The sequence below is a fragment of the Arthrobacter sp. TmtSoilC77 genome (assembly GCF_059739415.1).
This window is the reverse complement of the sequence record NZ_AP046050.1, coordinates 1519376-1538466: the sequence shown is the minus strand read 5'-3', so window position 1 is coordinate 1538466 and position 19091 is coordinate 1519376. Positions and strand designations below refer to the sequence as shown.

Genomic DNA, 19091 nt, shown 5'->3' with positions numbered 1-19091 from the left:
CTACACGCGGGGTGCGGAAAGCCGGGCCACCTGGGCGGGTTGGAGGGGTCGTGTCGCGTGGCCTTGAAGGAGGAAGAACAGACGTGCTGTTTCTTCTACCTCCTCAACAGCGTCCACCGCTTGTGGCAGGGAGGGCGCGGAAACGATCGGTCCGTGGTTGGCCAGCAGCAGGGCACGGCTCGATGCCGCAGCTTTTTGGGCCGTCACGCCCAAGCCCTCGTCGCCCGGCGCGAAATACGGCAACCGGACCAGCCGTCCAACCCTCATGGCAAAGTAGGCCGTCAATGGTGGCAGAACGTCTTCGTCATCCAGGTCCGCCAGGCACGAAAGGGCGGTGGCGTAGGTGGAATGCAGATGGACGGCGGCATGGTCCTGCGGCCTTGCCTTGTACATCGCCAGGTGAAGAAAGGCCTCTTTGGAGGGGCGGCCCCCGGACAGGTGTTCTCCGGTGCCGGAGACCATGGCCAGATCTTCGGTCCTGAGTTCGCCCAGGGAAGCGTTTGTGGGGGTGACCAGCATTCCGCCGTCCACCCGTAGGCTAAGGTTTCCGGATGTTCCCCGGGTCAGCCCCCTTTGGTGGAGGGACCTGGCCAACCGGACGAGCTCCTGGCGGCTGTCCATGCCGGTCATCGGCCATGGTCCCATGCATCAAGGAAGAGCCGCGGGTCTCCGAGGTTTCCGGACTTGAGCAGGATGGACAGCCGTGGGTCGGTTTCGGTTTCCAGCCATGGCACCCCGGGTGAGACTTCCTTGCCGACGCGGGCTGTCGTGATGCCGAGCCTGCGGACCACAGCGCCGGAGGTTTCTCCGCCGGCGATTATGAGTTGGCGGCAGCCCATCCCGACGAGTCCTTCCGCGATCGCGGATAGGGCGTCTTCGGCTATTTCGGCAGCCCGGGCCTTGCCAAGATGCCTTTGGGCACTCAGGACTTCCTCTGGAGAAGTAGTGGAATGTATCAGGATGGGCCCGCCGGGCAGATTTTCCCGGGCGAATATCAGCGCTTCGGCCACTACGTCCCGTCCTTCGACGATGGCGACAGGATCCACCTGGAAGCAGGGGTGCATCTGGCGGAACACTTGGATTTGGGCGTTCGTCATCTCCGAGCAACTGCCCGCGACCACTGCGGCCGGACCGGTAGGACGGCTGGCATTCCCCAAGTCCGGTGTGACACGGTGCCCACGCGCCGCCGCCAAGCCTCCCACCAGTCCCGATCCGCCAGTGACGAGCGGGTGATCCAGGAGTGCAGCCCCGAGCACGGTGAGGTGGTGGTCGCTGAGTGTGTCGACGACCACGTACCCGGCACCTTGACTGCCCAGGGTTTCGAGTTCCGCGCCAACCGCGGATGCTCCTGCCTCTATTGCTCCATGGCCGATGTGACCCACGGGGTTGCTGGTTTGGGCCTGGAGAAGTCGTGGCACGTTCGAATCCGTCATCGGGGTCAGCGGGTGGTGACGCATGGATGATTCCTGCAGGAGGTCCGTACCGGCGAACAGAACGCCGTTGTATACGGTCCGTCGTAATGCAGGAGTTCCTGGAGCAACGACTGTGACCATGCCGGCCGGGACTAACTCTTCGCGTAGGGCATCTGCCACTGGGCCGATGTTGCCTTCCGGAGTTGAGTCGAACGTGGAGCAGTACTTGAAGTAGAGCTGCTGCACGCCGAGGGATTTCAGGGCACGCGCCGCGGCCAGAGACTGTTCTACGGCCGCGGCGGCCGGCACGCTGCGGGTCTTCAGTGAAATGACGATGCAGTCAACATCGTCCAGGTTCGTTGATGGGTCAGGCGTGCCGAAGGACTGCACTACCCGCATTCCGGCGCTGGCAAGGGTGCCGGCCACGTCCGAGGCTCCTGTGAAGTCATCGGCGATAACGCCCAGCCAAGGGGCATTGGCCTGCGTTGGTATGTCAGACATGGTTCGGATCTTTCTCGGTTACCGGCGCTGTTGATGAGTCGTGGGAAGGAAAAAGAGAGCTGAGCTGGCTCATTCCAGAATCCGGCGAAGCCAGCACAAGAGGTCCTCCCAGCTCTCCTTGGGTGTGGTCAACGACGCGGGCCATCGACGCTTGGGCGAGAACGATCACATCGCACTCCGCTGCCAGTTCCGAGAACGCGGCGAGCACCAAGCTGTCATGCAGCTGACGGTCACCTGCTCGCAGAGCCTGGAAAGCGCCGTCGACCATTCTGGCGGTGATGTCGGGCTTTTTGTTCCGCCTTTCGGCGGAGTCCCGGACAAGGCGGGTGGTTGGTCCGAGGGTTGCGGACAGGGTCGCGAGCACTCCGATCCTGGCACCCGATTCGACGGCGACCCCGGCCATGGGAGCGTCGATACGCAGAACGGGGATGGAGACAAAGTCCTTGGCGGCAATTGCGGCTTCGCCGATGGAGGAGCAACTCACCAACAATGCCTGGGCACCTGATTCCTCGGCGTAGCGCGCATAGTTGACCAGCCGTCGTCGAACATGTCCTGGCGTTGTTCCCATGGCAATGGTGTCCTGGAGCAGGGATTCGTCCACGTAGTGCAGGACACGAAGGCCCGGGACTACCTCGGAGGCGAGGGTTTCCATGTCCTTCACCAAGCCGGGGATGGTGTGCAACATTGCAAGTACCGGGGGGTTAGTCATGCAAACGAGCGTATGGCACAAAAAGCCAATGATTATCAGCGCATCGGACAACCCATTCTTTCTGAAAACGAAAGAAGTGGTCCCCTTGTAGTGAGGAAAGCTAGGACCCCAACCTCGCCGCCAGCCCCTGGCGCAGATGGTCAATGGCCGCGGTGATCCGGCGGGGTGTTTTGGCCGTGGCAGGGTAAAGGGCAAAAATATCGGCGCTTGGGGTCGGGACGTCCGGGAGGATCTGCTGGAGTACTCCCTGACGGATCAGCGGGTTGACGTGCCACGTAGAGCGCATAATCAACCCGAGGCCCTGGATGCACCAGTCGGTCACTACGTCTCCGTCGTCGCTGATCATGCTGCCTCTGACATCGACGTAATCCTGCCCCTGTCCTCCAAAGCGCCACAGCGAATAGTCGGCATTGTTTTCCCGCAGGACGATGCAGTTGTGGCGCTCCAGATCCCTGATGGTCCGCAGCGGAGGGGCACCTTTCATATAGCCCGGCGCGGCGCACACAATCCTCCGGTTCGGCGCGAGGAGTTTTCCCTTGAGCCTGGAGTCCGACAATCCTCCAACGCGGACCGCGATGTCGAAATTCGTGCCGGCTATGTTCAAAGGCAGCGGCGAAAGCTCCAGGTCTATCTGAATCAGGGGGTGCTGCCGGACGAACTCCCCCAGCAGCGGCGCAATGTGCTTGCGTCCAATGCCCAGGCTCGAGTGCACACGGAGGCGCCCCTTGAGCTCACCATGCTGCACGGACAGCGCGTCTTCGAGATCTGTTTTCTGCTGCAGGATGGCCACGGCACCTGTCGCATAACGTTGTCCCTCTTCGGTGAGGGTCAGTCGGCGGGTGCTGCGCCGGACCAGCGCTACCCCAAGCCGTGACTCCAGCGCAGCAAGGCGTTTGCTGACGGCTGACACCGACTTTCCCCAGTTCCTGGCTGCTTCAGTGAGGCTCTGGGAACGGGAGATCTGTTCAAAAAACTCCAAATCATCGATCGATGTAAGGTCCATCTCCTGCTTCTTTCGTTTTTGGAAACAATGCATTGTCTCACAGCCCCTTAATCGGCTTCTTTTTGTGTCGTACGCTCGAGTGACTGGAAGCACAGCCGACGGTGGAGCTCTCCAACTGAACCCGAAACCGGAACAACGGCGCGCAATAAGGGAAAGCAAGGTAAAGCATGACTGCACTCGAAACGGACGTCGTCATCGTCGGTGTCGGCTCCGTAGGAAGCATGGCAAGTTGGCAGCTCGCCTCCCGCGGTCAGCGGGTCATCGGAATTGACAGGTTTTCAATCCCGGGCCCCTTCTCCGCCTACGCCGGGGAATCCCGTATCTTCCGCAAGGTATACGCAGAAGGCGGGCACTACACCCCTCTCCTACAGAGGTCACAGGACCTTTGGCGTGAACTGGAGAAAGCCACCGGTACCGAGCTACTCACCACCACCGGCGCTGTCACGATTTACGACGACAACAACCCGCGGCTGGCATCCCTCCTTGCAGCGGGGAAAGACAACGGCCTTGACTACCAGCTTCTCCGGGGCGAAGAAGCAAGGGCAAAGTATCCCGAACACGTGATTAGGGACACGGACGTTACAATCCTTGATCCGGAGGGCGGTTACCTGAAGTCGGAGAAGGCCGTGACGGTGGCCCTGGCAGAGGCCGCCCGCCTTGGCGCCCGGTTCCTCGGAAACCGGAAAGCACACAGCGTTGAGAAGCATGGTGACCGATACCTCGTCCGGACAGACCAGGAAGAAATCATTGCCTCGCGGGTGATCATCTCCCAAGGCAACGGTGCGGGAGCACTCTGCAAAGAACTCGGCGTCCACCTTTCCGTCCTGCCGCAAATCCTTACCTGGTTCCCCGCTGCGGACCCGGCAACATTCTGCAGGGAAGACATGCCGGTCTTCCTCAGGAGGGCCGAGGAAGACGGCAGGCCGGACAAAGCCCAGTTCTACGGATTCCCGAGTGCTGACGGTTGGACGGTGAAAGTCGTCGCGAGCATATTCCTGGATGAGGTTGAGTCCATGGAGAAGCCTCCTACCTGGGATCCCCGGCATTTGAACACCATCCGGGCGTGGGTCCGGGAGTTCATTCCCGGACTGGTTCCGGAACCCCTTCGGGTTGCCGTGTGCGCGGATGGTCATTTGCCTGACGCGACGGGGCTGCTGGGGCTGGTTCCCGGAATGGAAGGCGTGGTGGCCGCCGCCGGCTTCTCCGGCCACGGCTTCAAGATGGCCTCCGCGCTGGGAGCCGTTGCCGCAGACCTTGTGCTGGACGGAACAACGGCCACAGACGTCAGTTTCCTGAACCCCGCGAGGTTCCTCGGACCAGACGCACGGCTCTCCTCACTGGCTCTGGGTTGAGCCTAAGAATCCCCTCCTCTACCCCCAAAAAAATACAAGATCCTTAAGAACGGACGAATCATGGCAGACACGAACTTTCGGCCGAAGTACATCTCCTACGATGTCTACGGAACGCTGATCAATTTCAACATTTACCCCACCACCCAGCGCTTGCTCGCCGATCGCATCCCCGAAGAACAGTGGCTTGCCTTCAAGAAGGTATTCCGCGCGTACCGGTTCGACGAGGTCAATGGCGACTACAAGCCCTACGTCGAGATCCTTCAGAGTGCCTTTGACCGCGCGTGCAAGCGGTTTGGCATTGGACCGACCCCGGGTGCCGGCGCAGAGCTTGCTGAAGCGGTACGCAGCTCCGTCGCCCACGAGGATGTGCCGGCTGCGCTGAAGCTCCAAGGCGACAACTACAAGCTGGTGGCCCTGTCCAACGCCGACGACAGTTTCCTGGACATCAGCATTCCCAAGCTCGGTGCAGAGTGGCACGCTGTGTTTACCGCTGAGCAGGCCCGGGCCTACAAACCGCGTCTTCAAGCGTTCGAGTACATGCTCGATACCCTGGATGCCAGGCCGGAGGACTTCCTGCACGTCTCCTCGCATCCCCTGTATGACCACATCCCGATGTACAACCTGGGCTTCCGGGACCTTGTCATGCTGGACCGTGGTGCTGAACCCTTCGCCGACGGGTACAACATCGCCACTGTGAAGTCCCTGGACGAGCTCAATAGGCACCTCGGTCTGTAGATATTCGCAAAAACCGCCGGAGGGGAACGACGCATTAAGCGGCGCTCCCCTCCGGCGGTTTGGAAAACCGGCTAGTTCTTGTGCACCAGGTAGATGGCGCCGGTGGTCACGTCCTCTTCGAGCGCCTCCAGCGTACGTCCCCGGGTTTCCGGGACCTGGGTGTAGATGAAGACCAGGGCGAGGATGCCCACAACACCAAACAGGAAGAACGTTCCCGTGATACCCATCCCGGCAACGAGTGTGGGGAAGAAGAGACCCAGCAGGGCGTTTGCGATCCAGAGGCAGAAGACGGACAGGCCGATGGCGAAGCCGCGGACGTGCAACGGGAAGATCTCGGACAGCATCACCCAGACCGCAATGTTCAGGAACGTCTGCATCGATCCCACGAACGCCACAACCAGGAAAAGGATCACGAACGGCCTGGCTGCATTGCCCACGGGGAGGACGATCGACGCGATGCCGATGAGGAAGTGGCAGACCGTGGTCAAGGTGAAACCAAGGAGCAGCGTGGTGCGGCGGTTAACGCGCTGCATCAGCGTCAGTGCAATGACACCCCCGACGACGGCGATCACACCGGGCGCGATGTTGGCGATGAGGGCGGCGTTGGAGTCGAATCCGGCCTCAACGAGTACGGATTGGCCGTAGTACATGATCGAGTTGATGCCCGTCAGCTGTTGAGCCACACCCAACCCGATGCCTACAAGAATGATGCGCAGGATCCACTTGTCCTTCAGTGCACCCCATGAGGTAGCCCTCGATGCCCTTTCTTCGTCCGCGAGGTGCTTTACGTCTGCCATTTCTGCCTCGGCGCGATCGTCCGAACGAATGGTCTTCAGCACCGCCAAGGCCTCCGGGTTTCTGCCCTTTGAGATCAGCCAGCGAGGAGATTCCGGCATCCGCAGCATGCCAAAGAACAGTGCGATGGCGGGAAGGGCGGCAACAGCGAGCATGATCCGCCAGACCCCGTCAACTTCGCCCCAGACATTGCCGATGATGGCGTTGACAACGAACGCAGCCAGCTGGCCGATGACGATCATGAGTTCGTTCCGCCCGGCCAGGGAACCACGGATTTCGTAGGGCGCCAGCTCGGCAAGGAAGACGGGCACCACAGTGGAAGCACCGCCTACGGCCAGGCCGAGGATAATGCGCCCAATGACCATTACCTCGAAGCTTGGCGCCGAGACACAGGCCAAGGTACCAGTGAGGAACAGCACGGCCAGGAGGATGATCGTCTTCCTGCGGCCCCAGCTATCGGAGAGGCGGCCACCTCCGACTGCTCCGGCAGCTGCGCCAAACAAAAGCGAACTGGTGACGATTCCTTCCGTGAGCGGCGTCAGGGCGAGGTCGGCCGTCATTGGCCTCAGTGCGCCGTTGATGACACCCGTGTCGTAGCCGAACAGCAGGCCGCCGAACGTTGCCACCAAGGCAACAAGGCCCAGCCGCTTACGGTGTGGGCCATTGGTTAGCGGGGGAAGGGCGGCATTGCCGGTTCCTTTGCTCTGCGTTTGCGTAGCAGACATCAGGACTCCTTTGTCAGTGTGTTGCGGGCCATACTCGCCCGCGCTGAATCCAGACTAACGCGCGAAAGGCTTAAATGTAAGGTCAAACTAACAAATGATGAATTTACCCGCTTTGCCCGTGGGAGGATGAACTATGGCTCCTGACCCTCAACACCGCCCCGCCACGCAAAGCGACGTCGCGCGCGAAGTGGGCGTGTCCCGCACCTTGGTGTCCTTCGCCTTTCGCGGCGCGCCAGGTGTCAGCCACGAGACGAAGCAGGCCATCTTCGAGGCCGCGAAGCGTCTCGGGTACCGGCCCAACGCGGTAGCAGCCGATCTGGCACGCAAGCACCGTTCCGCCGTCGGGCTTTATCTGCTGGATATCCGCAACGAGATTTACGCTGATGTCCTCAGCGGCGTCCGCACGGCGCTCCCCCAAGACAACAACCGGCTCATCCTGAGCGTTTCGCGGTCCGTGGATGGTGTGGATCCCGGCGCGCTGGAATCGCTGATTGAGGCCCGGGTCGGAATTATCATCGCCGCGACGCTGCTGGACTCGGACGAACACGTGCAGGAGATGGCCCGGATCGTCCCGCTGGTGAGTGTGACCCGGCCGGTGCCCGGCGTGGACAGTGTCTACTCGGATGACCTTGCGGGGGCTCGGGCGGCAACTGAACATCTACTTGGCCTCGGGCATACGCGCATCGCCCATCTCTCTGGCCCGGTCTACGACGGCCACGTCGTCCGCCGCCAGAGTTACGAGCAGACAATGCGGGCCGCCGGACTCACGCCGCAGACGGTTGCCGCAGAGGACTTCACGCCGGACGCAGGAGAGCGGGCCGCCGCACAAATACTGAACCAGCACCACCGGCCCACGGCAATCTTCACCCACAACGACCAGCTGGCCCTCGGCGTCCGTGAAGCGGCCTACGCACGGGGACTCTCGATTCCCGAAGATTTGTCCCTTGTGGGCTACGACAATTCCAGGACAGCACACCTGCACGGCATCGACCTCACATCCGTGGATTTGCATGCCGTTGAATTGGGCCGGACCGCCGGCACAGTAGCCCTGGAGCGGCTCAATAATCCGGATGCCCCTATCGCCGACGAACGCCTCATGCCGCAGTTGGTGGTGCGCAACTCCACGGCGCGGGTCAGGGGCGCAGCCGGTTAGTTGAGTTTTACGTGTGGGTCGGGGTCAGCCGTGAATGGGTTCGCCAGCGACCTGCTGGTCGGCGAGGTTGATGAAAGGCTCAAGGTGAATGATGAATGGGCTGGATGTGGGTGCAAGCTCCAGCGCTGACGGGACGTCTTAGCGGCCGTGACGCGGCCTCTTAACGGCCCACGCTATACCGCACATGGGTGACGAGTTTGGTGCCGGCCACTTCCGTGGGTTCAAGCTTGAGATTGCCCACGCCGTCCAACAACCGCTCGCCTCCGCCCAGGATCATGGGCGAAATGTGGAGCCGCAACTCGTCCATCAGCCCTGCGTCCAGGTACTGGCGGGCTGTCCGGGCTCCGCCGGCGATGGCTACGTCTTTGCTTCCTGCGGCCTTCCGTGCCTGGGCAAGGGCGGATTCGATCCCGTCGGTCACGAAATGGAAGGTGGTGCCGCCCTGCATCTCCAACGGCTCATGCTGATGGTGGGTCAGGACGAAAACCGGCGCGTGATAGGGCGGTTCCTCACCCCACCATCCCCGCCATTCCTCGTCCCACATGTCCGGCCCGGGGCCCGCGAACATGTTCCGGCCCATGATGAAGGCACCTGCAGCGAGGATTTCTTCAACCTGGGCCGCGTTGGCTTCGGCCTCTTCAAACATCCATCGGTGCAGCAGCTCTCCGCCGTCGCCCAGTGGCTCCGACATTCGCTGGTTGGGACCGGCGACGAAGCCGTCCAGGGAGATGGTCAGATCGCACGTCACTCGACTCATTTGCCCATCATGCCACTGGGAAACCCGATAGGGCGTTGCTTCCTGACCTTGTTTGGCGACGAGTACCGCCATAATCAACCTCCTTTGGGTGATTTGTGGGCCAGTGACAGCCAAAGAGGGTCAGGAAGCCAGTGGCCACCCTCGCCAAATCCCCACCCGCGGCGGAAACTGGGGCTACACATCTCAGGAGGACCACATGACATCCGTGCTGTTGGAGCGACTCAACATCCTGGTCGGTGAATGGGAGACTACTGCCCCCGGCATGGACGCTGTGGGCCGAACAACGTTCGAATGGCTGCAGGGCGGCGGTTTCCTGATCCAACGCTCCACTGTGGAGAGGCCGGAATTCCCGAATGCTATCTGCACTATCGGCGCTACAGGATCAGACGGCGCACTCCAGCAGCACTACTTTGATTCCCGAGGAGTCGCCCGCGTCCTGGACATGACCCTGGAAGGGAATGTGTGGACCCTTTTCCGGGATGGCCCCGATTGGCCGCAACGCTACATTGGCCACATCAGCGAGGACGGGAACACCATCACAGGCCGCTGGGAACGGGGAAACTACCTCGGTGCACCGCTTGAGCACGACTTCGACCTGAACTTCACCCGGATCATCGCGTGACATCCGGCCGGCCGCGCTGGATCACAGGAATAACTCCACCTCATGGACAGATCCCCGGCCCGGTGGGAACATAAGGGCGATAGTCCGGAGGCACCGCCCGGTCACGCCGGAGCTGCCTTCATGTCAGCTTTCCTCTGAGAGGAACGGCCATGGGTCGTCTGGGGACCGGGAACAGCGGGAATACGGGTGCGGATCCCGCACCCGATCCGGCACGCCACAGTGCACAGGACATCGAAAGACACCACATCGAAGAAGTTGACGCCGTGGTGGTCGGTTCCGGGTTCGGTGGTTCGGTGGCTGCACTTCGCCTGGCCGAGGCCGGACAATCCGTGGTGCTCATGGAACGTGGCAAGCCCTATCCGCCCGGTAGTTTCGCGCGTTCGCCCGCGGAGATGGGCCGGAATTTCTGGGACCCGGACCGCGGTCTGTATGGGCTTTTTGATGCCTGGACATTCCGGGGCACGGAGGGCCTGGTGTCCAGTGGCCTGGGCGGCGGTTCTCTAATCTACGCCAACGTCCTCCTGCGCAAGGACGAGAAATGGTTCGTCAACGAGTCCCCCATCCCTGGCGGCGGTTACGAGAATTGGCCTTTCACGCGGGCGGACCTTGACCCGTACTACAAGGCCGCAGAAGACATGCTCCAACCGGTCCGTTATCCGTACCATGACACGCCCAAAACCCTGGCCATGGAGAAGACAGCCGCAACCCTCGGCCTACCCATCAGCAGGCCACCCATTGCCGTCACGTTTTCCACGGAGCCCACCAAGGAACCTCAAACCAACAGGCCACTCCCCCTCCCGGAGTACGGCAGCATCCACGGTCCAAACACCGTCCGGACCACGTGCACGCTCAGCGGTGAATGCGACATAGGCTGCAACGCCGGTGCCAAGAACACGCTGGACCACAACTACATCTCGGCAGCCGCTCATCAGGGGGCGGATATCCGCACATTCCACGATGTCCGCGGGATCAGGCCACTTGCAAGGGGAGGATACGAGGTCCGCTATGTGGTGCACGATCCTGAGCGCCAAGGCGAACTCCTCAAGGAACGAATCATTCACTGCCGCCGGCTCATCCTTGGCGCCGGCACGTTCGGCACCAACTTCCTGCTCCTGCGTAACCGAAGCTCACTGCCCGCCCTGAGCGACGCCCTGGGCACCCGTTTCAGCGGCAACGGCGATCTGCTGACGTTCATCATGGGCGCCAAAACTCCTGGCGCGAATGGTTCGCCACCGGGAGTGCGAACACTCACCGGCAGCCGCGGGCCAGTCATCACCACAGCGATCCGGATTCCCGATTCCAACGACGACGACGGCGATGGCCGCGGCTACTACGTGGAGGACGCCGGGTATCCGGCCTTCATGAACTGGCTCATGGAGACCGCCCAGCTCAGCACCACCGTTAAGCGGACAGCCAAGGTTGCCCGTCAACTGCTGAAGGACAGATTGTTCGACGCCGGGCGGTCCAACGTTTCGGCCGACCTCGCCGCCGCACTGGGTGACGGTCGCCTATCCTCCAGTTCCGTGCCGCTGCTCGGGATGGGAAGGGATATCCCCGACGGCGTCATGACCCTTCGCGACGGAAGGCTCGCTATCGCATGGACCATGGCCACGTCCAAGGACTACTTCGGACGCGTCCGCGGAACGATGTCCGAGATCGCCAAGGACCTCGACGGGGACTTCATCGACAACCCCCTGTGGTGGGCCAAGCGCGTCATCACGGTCCACCCGATTGGCGGCGCACCATCCGGCCGCCATCCCGGCGAGGCGGTGTGTGACTCCTATGGTGAGGTGTTCGGTTATCCCGGCTTGTTCGTCATGGACGGGGCAGCCATGCCTGGCCCGGTGGGCGCCAACCCTTCGCTGACCATTTCCGCTTTCGCCGAACGCGCATGCCACCACATCCTGGAGGACGGCCACGTCCTTAAAGACACTTACAGTGCCGGACACAGGGGAATTTCCCCTGCCGATACTGCCGGAAGTGACGACTGGACCAGTGATGATCTGCTTGGCGCTGACGACACTGCGAACGACGTCGACGCCTCGGTTCCGCGCGAATTGGCGCCGGACGCGACCAAGGGCAAGGGTGCGCGGGAGGAGCGGCCTGCGAGCGCAGTTGAGGATGGCGCAGCTGCCACGACGGGAACCAGGAGCCGTGGTTTGGGGTTGCCGCAACTGCCGGACCAGCAACCGGCTGCAAGAGACGCGCGGACGTCTGTACGGTTCACGGAGCAGATGCATGGCTGGTTCAGCCCGGGAATCACTGACCCGGAGAAGGGGCGAAGCCTGGGCAGGGACCGGAGCCGCAGGATCATGTTCGAGCTGACGATTACCGCAGAGGACATGGACGCGTTTGTGGAGGATCCGAGCCACCCTGCGAAGGCGGAGGGGTATGTGCTCGCAGACTTTTTCGGTGGCCGGATGCCTGTGGAGCGCGGCTGGTTCAACCTCTTTGTGGAGGACGCTTCCGACGACGGCAGGCCGGCCAGGCGCATGCTGTACCGGTTGTGGCTGCGGGACCCGGGCGGGACACCGTTCACGTTCACCGGGTACAAGTTGATCCATAACGAGGCAGGGCTGGATATTTGGCAGGACACCACAACGCTGTACGCGAGAATCCTGCGTGGCCACGTTCCGCCGTCGGAAGCCTCTGACGTCCAAGAGCCCGGCGAGGAGGACGTCTTCGGTGCCGGGATTCTGTACATCCGCCCGCTGGACTTCGCCAAGCAGCTGACCACCTTCCGTGCCGAGGGTCCGGCGCTGGCCGCGGGTTTGGCGTCCTTCATGAAATTGTTCGCCGGTGAGTTGTGGCAGGTCTACGGGCGGGGCCTCAAACGGGTTCCGTTCCCGGTCCGGAGCCCACTGCGACGGCCACGCAGATGAAGAGCTGGGAGCTTGCGAGGCATCGTGCTGTCCTGGGCTTCACTCCCCAGGCAGCGGTTCGCTGGCTCTCGCCGATGTCCCTGGCACGGACGGCATTGAAGGTCATGGCAGCTACTGTGTTCGCGGACTTCGGCGACAAGAGGGAACTCGAGGGGAGCTTCCCTGGGGATCCCTTGCGCTTGGACAAACTCCCCGTCCCTGGCCAACCGGCCCAGCCGCCGGTCACAAGCCGAGGGCTCCCGTCGCCCGGGGAGCTTGAAGCGTCCCGCACCGCAAAGCCCAGCGAGCCCTTGGCGCCCGTGGACCTATGGCTCGATTACACCGCCGATCTTGGAGACGGCTTCGACGCGACCTACTCCGTCGCGCTGCTGCTTGCCGAGGACAAGCTAACGGTTGACGGCCATGATCTTCCCCGCGGGAGGGTCCTGGTCCTGGGCGGCGATGAGGTGTACCCCGTTGCCTCACCGGCCGCCTACGAGAACCGGATGGCAGGACCATACCGGATGGCGCTCCCCAGTCCTGCGTTGCAGGGCCCGCTGAGCGCCCTAAAACCCGTGCCAAGCACGCAGAGTGGGCCCCACAACGAGACACCCATCATGCTCGCGCTCCCCGGCAACCACGACTGGTACGACGGCCTCACTTCGTTCATCCGGATGTTCACCCGGCAACGGAGCATCGGGGGCTGGCGGACCATCCAGACCCGCAGCTACTTCGCGGTCCGGCTCACGGGTCAATCGCCCACGGAGGCTTCCGGCGAACGGCAGGACGGCACGCCCGGCTGGTGGATCCTGGGCCTGGACAGCCAGCTCGGACAGTACATCGACGAACCACAACTGGACTACTTTTACCGGAACGTCACCCTCCGGCTCCAACCCGGAGACGCCATCATCCTGTGCGTGGCAGCTCCCTTTTGGGTTGACGCCGGGCACCCGGGACCCAATGAGTTCAGGCAGGTCAACTTTTTCGAGCAGGACTACCTTCGCCGTCGGTTCAATCCCGTGACGGGCCTGTTCGAGCCCACCGGCGCAAACGTCCGGCTATGGCTCACCGGCGACCTGCACCACTACTCCCGCTACGAGGAGCAAACCTCTCCTGACGGAACGCAAATGATCACCTGCGGCCTGGGCGGCGCGTACCTTTCAGACGCCCATTGGCTCCCGGAGCACCTCGTCCTTCCCTGCCACGACAACGCGCCGGGCCTGTCCTCCAGCGTCACCCAAACCGGAAACGCCCACGGCGGCAAGGACCAGGAACCCCCACCCCGCCATTTCACCCGCATGCCTACCCTCTACCCGGACCAGGGAGATTCCCAGTTGCTCGGTCCCCGGCTCGCGAACCCCTTCTCGCAATATTGGCTTCCCATCCGCAACCCTGGCTTCGGTTTGTCCCTGGGCATTGTGCACGTGATCGCAGCACTAACGCTTTGGACAGTCTTCAGCGCCTTCCGCGGGGAATCCTTCGTGGACAGCCTCCGCAGCCTGACCCGTGGAAACACGCTGCTCCTCATCGTGATCCTGATCCTTGCGGTGCCGCTCCTGCTCGCAGTCCTCTCACTGGTGGCACGGCTACTTGGGCTTGCCAAGGCAGGAATCGTGGTCTTCACCCGCGGCGCGCTCTACCAGCTGTCCGCGCTCGCGGTGGGTGCCGCCGTCGTGATCCTGCTTCCCTGGCCGAACGGCTGGCCGGACGTCGTCATCCTGCTGCTGGCGCTTGCGGCGGTGTACCTGGGCGGCTGGGCCGTTGGCAGTGAGGCCTTCGCCCTGTTCATCCTGGCGACGCCCAGCGGGGAGGTCTCTACCTGGAAAATGTCCGGCCAATCCATCGAAGACCATAAAGGCTTCCTGCGCCTCCACCTCGCCGCCGACGGCACCCTCACTGTCTACCCGCTGGTGGTGGACACAGTCTGCCGCGATTGGCAGCTGGCCCGGAACGACGACGGCGCGCGGCTGGTTCCGGAGTCCGGCCTGCCCGCCGTGCGGCTGCTTGAAGAACCCATCACCATCACGCGGAAAGGAACCGCACCATGATCATCACCCGTGCCGAGCACCGGACCGAGGTCATCCCTTTCCGGGCCCGGGACAACACCCCTTTGAGCCTGGTCCATGTGACATCGCCCGTGGAGGTGACCAAAGGGCCGGTCATGCTGGTCCACGGTTCCGGCGTCCGGGCAGAGCTGTTCAGGCCTCCGGTCCGGACCACCATAGTGGACGTCCTGCTGGAGGACGGATGGGACGTGTGGATGCTGAACTGGCGGGCATCCATTGATCTCGATCCCCTGTCCTGGATGCTCGCCGACGCCGCCGTGTACGACCACCCGGCCGCCGTCGAGCACGTGTTGAACGCCACCGGCGCGGAAACGATGAAGGCCGTCATCCACTGCCAGGGATCGACGTCGTTCACCATGTCCGCGGTGGCCGGTCTCCTGCCCCAGGTGGACACGATCGTCTCCAACGCGGTCTCCCTTCATCCCGTGGTGCCGGCGTTCTCGCGGTTGAAGATCGACTACCTGACGCCGGTGGTCAAGGTCTTTACCCCCTACTTGTCCCCGGCGTGGGGCTATAAATCGCAGGGCTACTTCACGCGGGCCATCCGGGGCCTGGTCAAAGCCACGCACCGCGAGTGCGACAACATCGTCTGCAAGATGGTCAGCTTCACCTACGGCAGCGGCCGCCCGGCCCTTTGGGCGCACGAAAACCTCGACGACGCCACCCACCAATGGCTCAGCGGTGAGTTCGCCGAGGTCCCGGTGACGTTCTTCGAGGAGATGGGCGGCAGTATCAAAGCCGGGCACATGGTGGCTGCCGGAGACCATCCTGAACTGCCGGATAACTTCGTGGCCGAGGCTCCCCAAACCGATGCACGATTCGCATTCATCGCCGGGCTGGACAACCTCTGTTTCCTTCCCGAGAGCCAGCAACGCACCTTCGAATTCTTCCAGCAACACCGGCCCGGAAAGGACTCCCTCCACCTCATCCCCGGCTATGGCCATCTGGACGTCTTCTTCGGCGATCACGCATGGCAGGACACCTTTCCGGTCATCGTCCAGGAGCTCAACGGAACCAAGGAACCGAACTCATGAAAACACTCACCGAACTGGTTACTCCCCTGCTCAAGCTCATGCCGTCCCCGGTTCCCCGCCGCCAGGAACGGCTCCGTGGCCAGCACGCACTGGCCGATGGCATCAAGTACGTCATGCCGGTCAATTCCGACGACTCCCCCGTGCTCATGGCCGCTTTCCCCATCAACAAGAAAGCCGCGGCGGCAGCACTCCCGGGCACGGAGATGCGGCCCTTCAGCCTGGGCGGCAAAGGGCTGTTGGTGGTCACGGTGGTCAACTACAAGTCAACGGACATCGGCAAGTACATCGAATACTCACTGGCCATCGCCATCACGCACGGCAGCAGGCCGGCCCCACCCATCCTCCCGCTGATCTTCCAAAAAACCTTCAAGCTGGGCCAGTTCGTGGTGGACCTCCCCGTCAGTTCCGAGGTTTCCGTCAAGGGAGGCAAGGGAATCTGGGGCATGCCCAAGCATCAGGCCAACCTGGACTTCGTGGTCACTGATTCCACCGTGTCAGCACAATATGACAAGGACGGCCAACTGGGTTGCTACATCGAAATTGAACGTCCTGAACCCCTGGCGTTGCCGCTGAAACTGGCAGCCTCAAACTATTGCGTCTTCCGGAACATGCTCTGGAAATCCGACATCTACTTCGAAGCCACCGGAGACATCGCCCTGGGCGCCCAGGCCAAGGCGCGCCTCATCCTCGGTGACGCGCCCGGCGTCGAGCCTTTGAAGAACCTGCAGGTTGAGAGTAAGCCGGTCTTCACCGCCTGGCTGCCGCAGGCCCACGGTGTCCTGGACGACCACTACGAAGCCTGGTTCCTCACGGCACCCTCAGAATCCGCTGCCGCCGCCCTTCGGGGAGGCGACATGCTGGACAGCGTCGTGAACCTGGGCCAGAGCCAGGAATGGCTGGCACCGCCGGACCGGAGCAGGACCGCAGGCACGGCACCAGGCTCCGGCGCCATCCCCCGCGCTACCCCGGGAAGCATCCAATGAACTGGCTACTCCTCATAAACGCGCTCTACTTCCTGTTCGGCGCAACCATGTACGTGGGCACCATGTGGGTCCTCAAATTCTTCCTGTACCCAACATGGCGCTCGTTGGCCCGCGAAAACGTAGACATGCACTTCGGTATCCCCACCCGCGCAGCCACCAAGTTCTTCACCATCGTTGTGCCCATCATGTTCATTTCCGGCGGCATCCTGGTGTGGTCCGAGTGGGGCACCATCCGCGTCATACCAGCCATCATTTGCCTGGTGGGCATCATCGTCCTGACCTGGGTGGGCCAGGGCATCATCATCCCCATCAACAAGCGCATCCGCGGCGGCGACTTCGCAGACGACGCCGAACTCCGCTCCCTGCTCAAACGCTGGATGATGCTCAACGACATCCGCTTCTACGTCTCAACACTGACATGGGCCGCGATGGTGTGGCTGCTCGTTGACCGCGGTCGCCTGCTGGAGTCCTTCGCATGACCGCCCATCAGCCGGCACAGCCGGCCCACCATCACGAGCCCCATAACCAGCCTCACCACCAGGCCCGGCGCCCCGGCCTGATGGCCTGGGCCACCGCCGATCCACTGCGCGCCGTCCTGGCAGCGATTGCTGTCATCACGGTCCTGACCGGTGCCGTGCAGGTTCCCTTTGGCGGCACGGTCCTGCAACTGATCGGGGCCGACTCCACGCCCGGAATGCGGCAACTCTTCGGCACAGTGGGCATGTTCATGGTGGTGGTGGGCGGACTGCTCCTCCACACACTGCTCAACGCCGTGCCCTCCCCCGAGGTGGTGCTCTGGTCCGGGCTGCAGAAAACCGGGGCATTCGGAGCCGTCGGAATCGGGGTACTGAACGGCGTCTTCTCACCCATCGCGCTGCTGGTGGCTTTCTTTGACCTCGCGACGGCGGTGCTCCTGTTCCTCTATTGGCGCAGGATCAGTGGAGCCATGGCAGCAGGAACCGAACTGTGAAGCGTTCTTTGGTGCTCGCCGGTGGCGGAATGCGCGTAGCCTGGCAGGCCGGCGTCATGCGGGCGCTCGCCGAGGAAGGCCTGGAGTTCCAGCATGTTGACGGCAGTTCCGGAGGGATCCTGACGGCGGGGATGCTGCTGTCCGGGGTGACACCCAAGGAAATGTGCACGCGCTGGTCCGGCGTGGACGTTAAGGACTTCGGCTCGGCACTGCCGATCGGTGACTACCTCAAGGGCCCATGGGCGCTGCCCGCTATTGGTGACGCGGACGGCATCCTGAACAAGGTCTTTCCCGCCCTGGGGATCAACGACGCGACTATCCGTAGCCGCACGGCGGAACAGGGCGCCGTCGAAGGTTCCTTCAACGTGGTGGAGTTCACCGGGAAGCAATGCCACGCCATCGATGCCACAGCGATTGACGCGGAGCTCATGGCCGCAGGAATGTCGCTTCCCCTCTTCCTGACACCGCTGCGGCGGGACGGGAAGATCTGGACGGATGCGGTCTGGATGCGTGACGCCAATGTAGCCGAAGCCCTGCGCCGGGGAGCCGAGGAAGTGTGGCTGATTTGGTGCATCGGCAACTCGCCATATTGGGGCGACGGGCCCTTGGAGCAGTACGTCCACATGATCGAAATGAGCGCCATGGGAGCCCTCCTTGCGGATTTCGAGGTTGCAAGCGCGGCTGGACGCGAGTTTGTCCTGCATGTGGTGCGTCCTGAACATCCGCTCCCGCTTGACCCCGAGTTCTATCTGGGAAGGATCGACGCCGACACCCTGATCGGCATGGGTTACCGTGACGCCCGGGCGTACCTGGACACCATGACACCAGCCGGCGTACCGAAAGACGCGGGTTGCACCGCCATGACAGAACCGGCTGCGGGCGTCCGTTTCAACGACACCCTGCGTGGAGAACTGGATGGCTCACCCCTGACGTTCAAAGCCACCGTCATGCTGCCCACGGCCGGGTCCGGTGCGCCCGCGCAGTTCACGGGATACCTGGAGAACCCGCTCTTCGGCGGCCGCGTCTTTTTCGCGGATGGACGCGTTGAAACGGAAGGCCACGACGTCACCTACCGTGCACGGATCAGGCTCGACGGCGGGTGGCAGGACGTGTCCCTGACGCGCACCTTGCGGGACGATCCCGGTCCGGATGCCTGGACCGACTCGCGCCAGGCAGTATTGCACGTTCACGGCATGCAGGTGGACAAACTGACTGCCGGACTAACCATGAGCCTTGCCGACGCCGCAGGGCTTCTGGCCTCGGTAGAGCCCGTGGGTGCCCACGGCTTCGTTGACCGGGCAGAGGCAGTGGCCAGCTTCGCTGCCAACGGTTTACGGGAGTTGCTGGCACGGTACTGACCGCCACTGTGATCCACGTTATTACCGGCGGGTAAACAGTGCACTACGGATCTGC

General features: G+C 62.8%; 17 protein-coding genes. 11 read left to right on the top strand and 6 right to left on the bottom strand.

What is annotated here, in order from left to right:
- The 4 genes from otnC to AC6I99_RS07140 all read right to left on the bottom strand — a co-directional run bounded on the left by otnC (nt 1) and on the right by AC6I99_RS07140 (nt 3625).
- Nucleotides 1-630 (bottom strand): 3-oxo-tetronate 4-phosphate decarboxylase, encoded by a 630-nt coding sequence (gene otnC, locus AC6I99_RS07155; protein WP_497945590.1) that lies wholly within the window; start codon nt 628-630, stop codon nt 1-3.
- On the bottom strand, nt 627-1913 hold the full coding sequence (gene otnK, locus AC6I99_RS07150) for a 3-oxo-tetronate kinase (RefSeq protein WP_497945591.1): 1287 nt from the start codon (nt 1911-1913) through the stop codon (nt 627-629). The genes otnC and otnK overlap by 4 nt, the downstream gene beginning before the upstream one ends.
- Complete coding sequence (locus AC6I99_RS07145; RefSeq protein ID WP_497945592.1) at nt 1906-2622, bottom strand: aspartate/glutamate racemase family protein; 717 nt, start codon at nt 2620-2622, stop codon at nt 1906-1908. Before AC6I99_RS07145 ends, otnK begins: the two co-directional genes overlap by 8 nt.
- 100 nt (nt 2623-2722) lie before the next feature.
- The gene (locus AC6I99_RS07140) at nt 2723-3625 is read right to left on the bottom strand and encodes a LysR substrate-binding domain-containing protein (RefSeq protein WP_497945593.1); all 903 of its coding nucleotides are present in this window, start codon (nt 3623-3625) and stop codon (nt 2723-2725) included.
- A 167-nt stretch (nt 3626-3792) separates the two neighbouring features.
- On the opposite strand from AC6I99_RS07140, the gene solA reads away from it, so the two are divergent.
- Entirely contained in the window at nt 3793-4977 is a 1185-nt protein-coding gene (solA, locus tag AC6I99_RS07135) for an N-methyl-L-tryptophan oxidase (protein ID WP_497945596.1), read from the top strand.
- Between the two features lie 60 nt (nt 4978-5037).
- On the top strand, nt 5038-5712 hold the full coding sequence (locus tag AC6I99_RS07130; RefSeq protein WP_224091862.1) for a haloacid dehalogenase type II: 675 nt from the start codon (nt 5038-5040) through the stop codon (nt 5710-5712).
- Between the two features lie 71 nt (nt 5713-5783).
- On the opposite strand, the gene AC6I99_RS07125 is transcribed toward AC6I99_RS07130, so the two are convergent.
- Nucleotides 5784-7232, bottom strand: a complete 1449-nt coding sequence (locus tag AC6I99_RS07125) for a sugar porter family MFS transporter (RefSeq protein WP_497945601.1) — start codon at nt 7230-7232, stop codon at nt 5784-5786.
- A gap of 133 nt (nt 7233-7365) precedes the next feature.
- Between AC6I99_RS07125 and AC6I99_RS07120 the strand changes: the two genes are divergently transcribed.
- Entirely contained in the window at nt 7366-8385 is a 1020-nt protein-coding gene (locus AC6I99_RS07120) for a LacI family DNA-binding transcriptional regulator (RefSeq protein ID WP_497945603.1), read from the top strand.
- 160 nt (nt 8386-8545) lie between these two features.
- Here AC6I99_RS07120 and AC6I99_RS07115 read toward each other — a convergent pair whose 3' ends face one another.
- Complete coding sequence (locus AC6I99_RS07115) at nt 8546-9142, bottom strand: dihydrofolate reductase family protein (RefSeq protein ID WP_224167488.1); 597 nt, start codon at nt 9140-9142, stop codon at nt 8546-8548.
- A gap of 196 nt (nt 9143-9338) precedes the next feature.
- On the opposite strand from AC6I99_RS07115, the gene AC6I99_RS07110 reads away from it, so the two are divergent.
- The 8 genes from AC6I99_RS07110 (at nt 9339) to AC6I99_RS07075 (ending at nt 19036) form a co-directional block, all read left to right on the top strand.
- A complete protein-coding gene (locus AC6I99_RS07110; RefSeq protein ID WP_224091845.1) occupies nt 9339-9764 on the top strand; it encodes a hypothetical protein in 426 nt (141 codons plus the stop codon).
- Between the two features lie 149 nt (nt 9765-9913).
- Complete coding sequence (locus AC6I99_RS07105; protein ID WP_497945606.1) at nt 9914-12646, top strand: GMC oxidoreductase; 2733 nt, start codon at nt 9914-9916, stop codon at nt 12644-12646.
- Entirely contained in the window at nt 12643-14673 is a 2031-nt protein-coding gene (locus tag AC6I99_RS07100) for a hypothetical protein (protein WP_497945609.1), read from the top strand. Before AC6I99_RS07105 ends, AC6I99_RS07100 begins: the two co-directional genes overlap by 4 nt.
- Nucleotides 14670-15725 carry an alpha/beta hydrolase family protein gene (locus tag AC6I99_RS07095; RefSeq protein WP_497960684.1) on the top strand — a complete coding sequence of 352 codons (1056 nt, stop codon included), beginning with the start codon at nt 14670-14672 and terminating at the stop codon, nt 15723-15725. The genes AC6I99_RS07100 and AC6I99_RS07095 overlap by 4 nt, the downstream gene beginning before the upstream one ends.
- Complete coding sequence (locus AC6I99_RS07090; protein WP_497945615.1) at nt 15722-16708, top strand: acetoacetate decarboxylase family protein; 987 nt, start codon at nt 15722-15724, stop codon at nt 16706-16708. Before AC6I99_RS07095 ends, AC6I99_RS07090 begins: the two co-directional genes overlap by 4 nt.
- Entirely contained in the window at nt 16705-17187 is a 483-nt protein-coding gene (locus tag AC6I99_RS07085) for a DUF1772 domain-containing protein (RefSeq protein ID WP_224166867.1), read from the top strand. The genes AC6I99_RS07090 and AC6I99_RS07085 overlap by 4 nt, the downstream gene beginning before the upstream one ends.
- Entirely contained in the window at nt 17184-17678 is a 495-nt protein-coding gene (locus tag AC6I99_RS07080; protein ID WP_497945619.1) for a hypothetical protein, read from the top strand. The genes AC6I99_RS07085 and AC6I99_RS07080 overlap by 4 nt, the downstream gene beginning before the upstream one ends.
- Entirely contained in the window at nt 17675-19036 is a 1362-nt protein-coding gene (locus tag AC6I99_RS07075) for a patatin-like phospholipase family protein (RefSeq protein ID WP_497945621.1), read from the top strand. The genes AC6I99_RS07080 and AC6I99_RS07075 overlap by 4 nt, the downstream gene beginning before the upstream one ends.
- Nucleotides 19037-19091 lie beyond the last annotated feature (55 nt).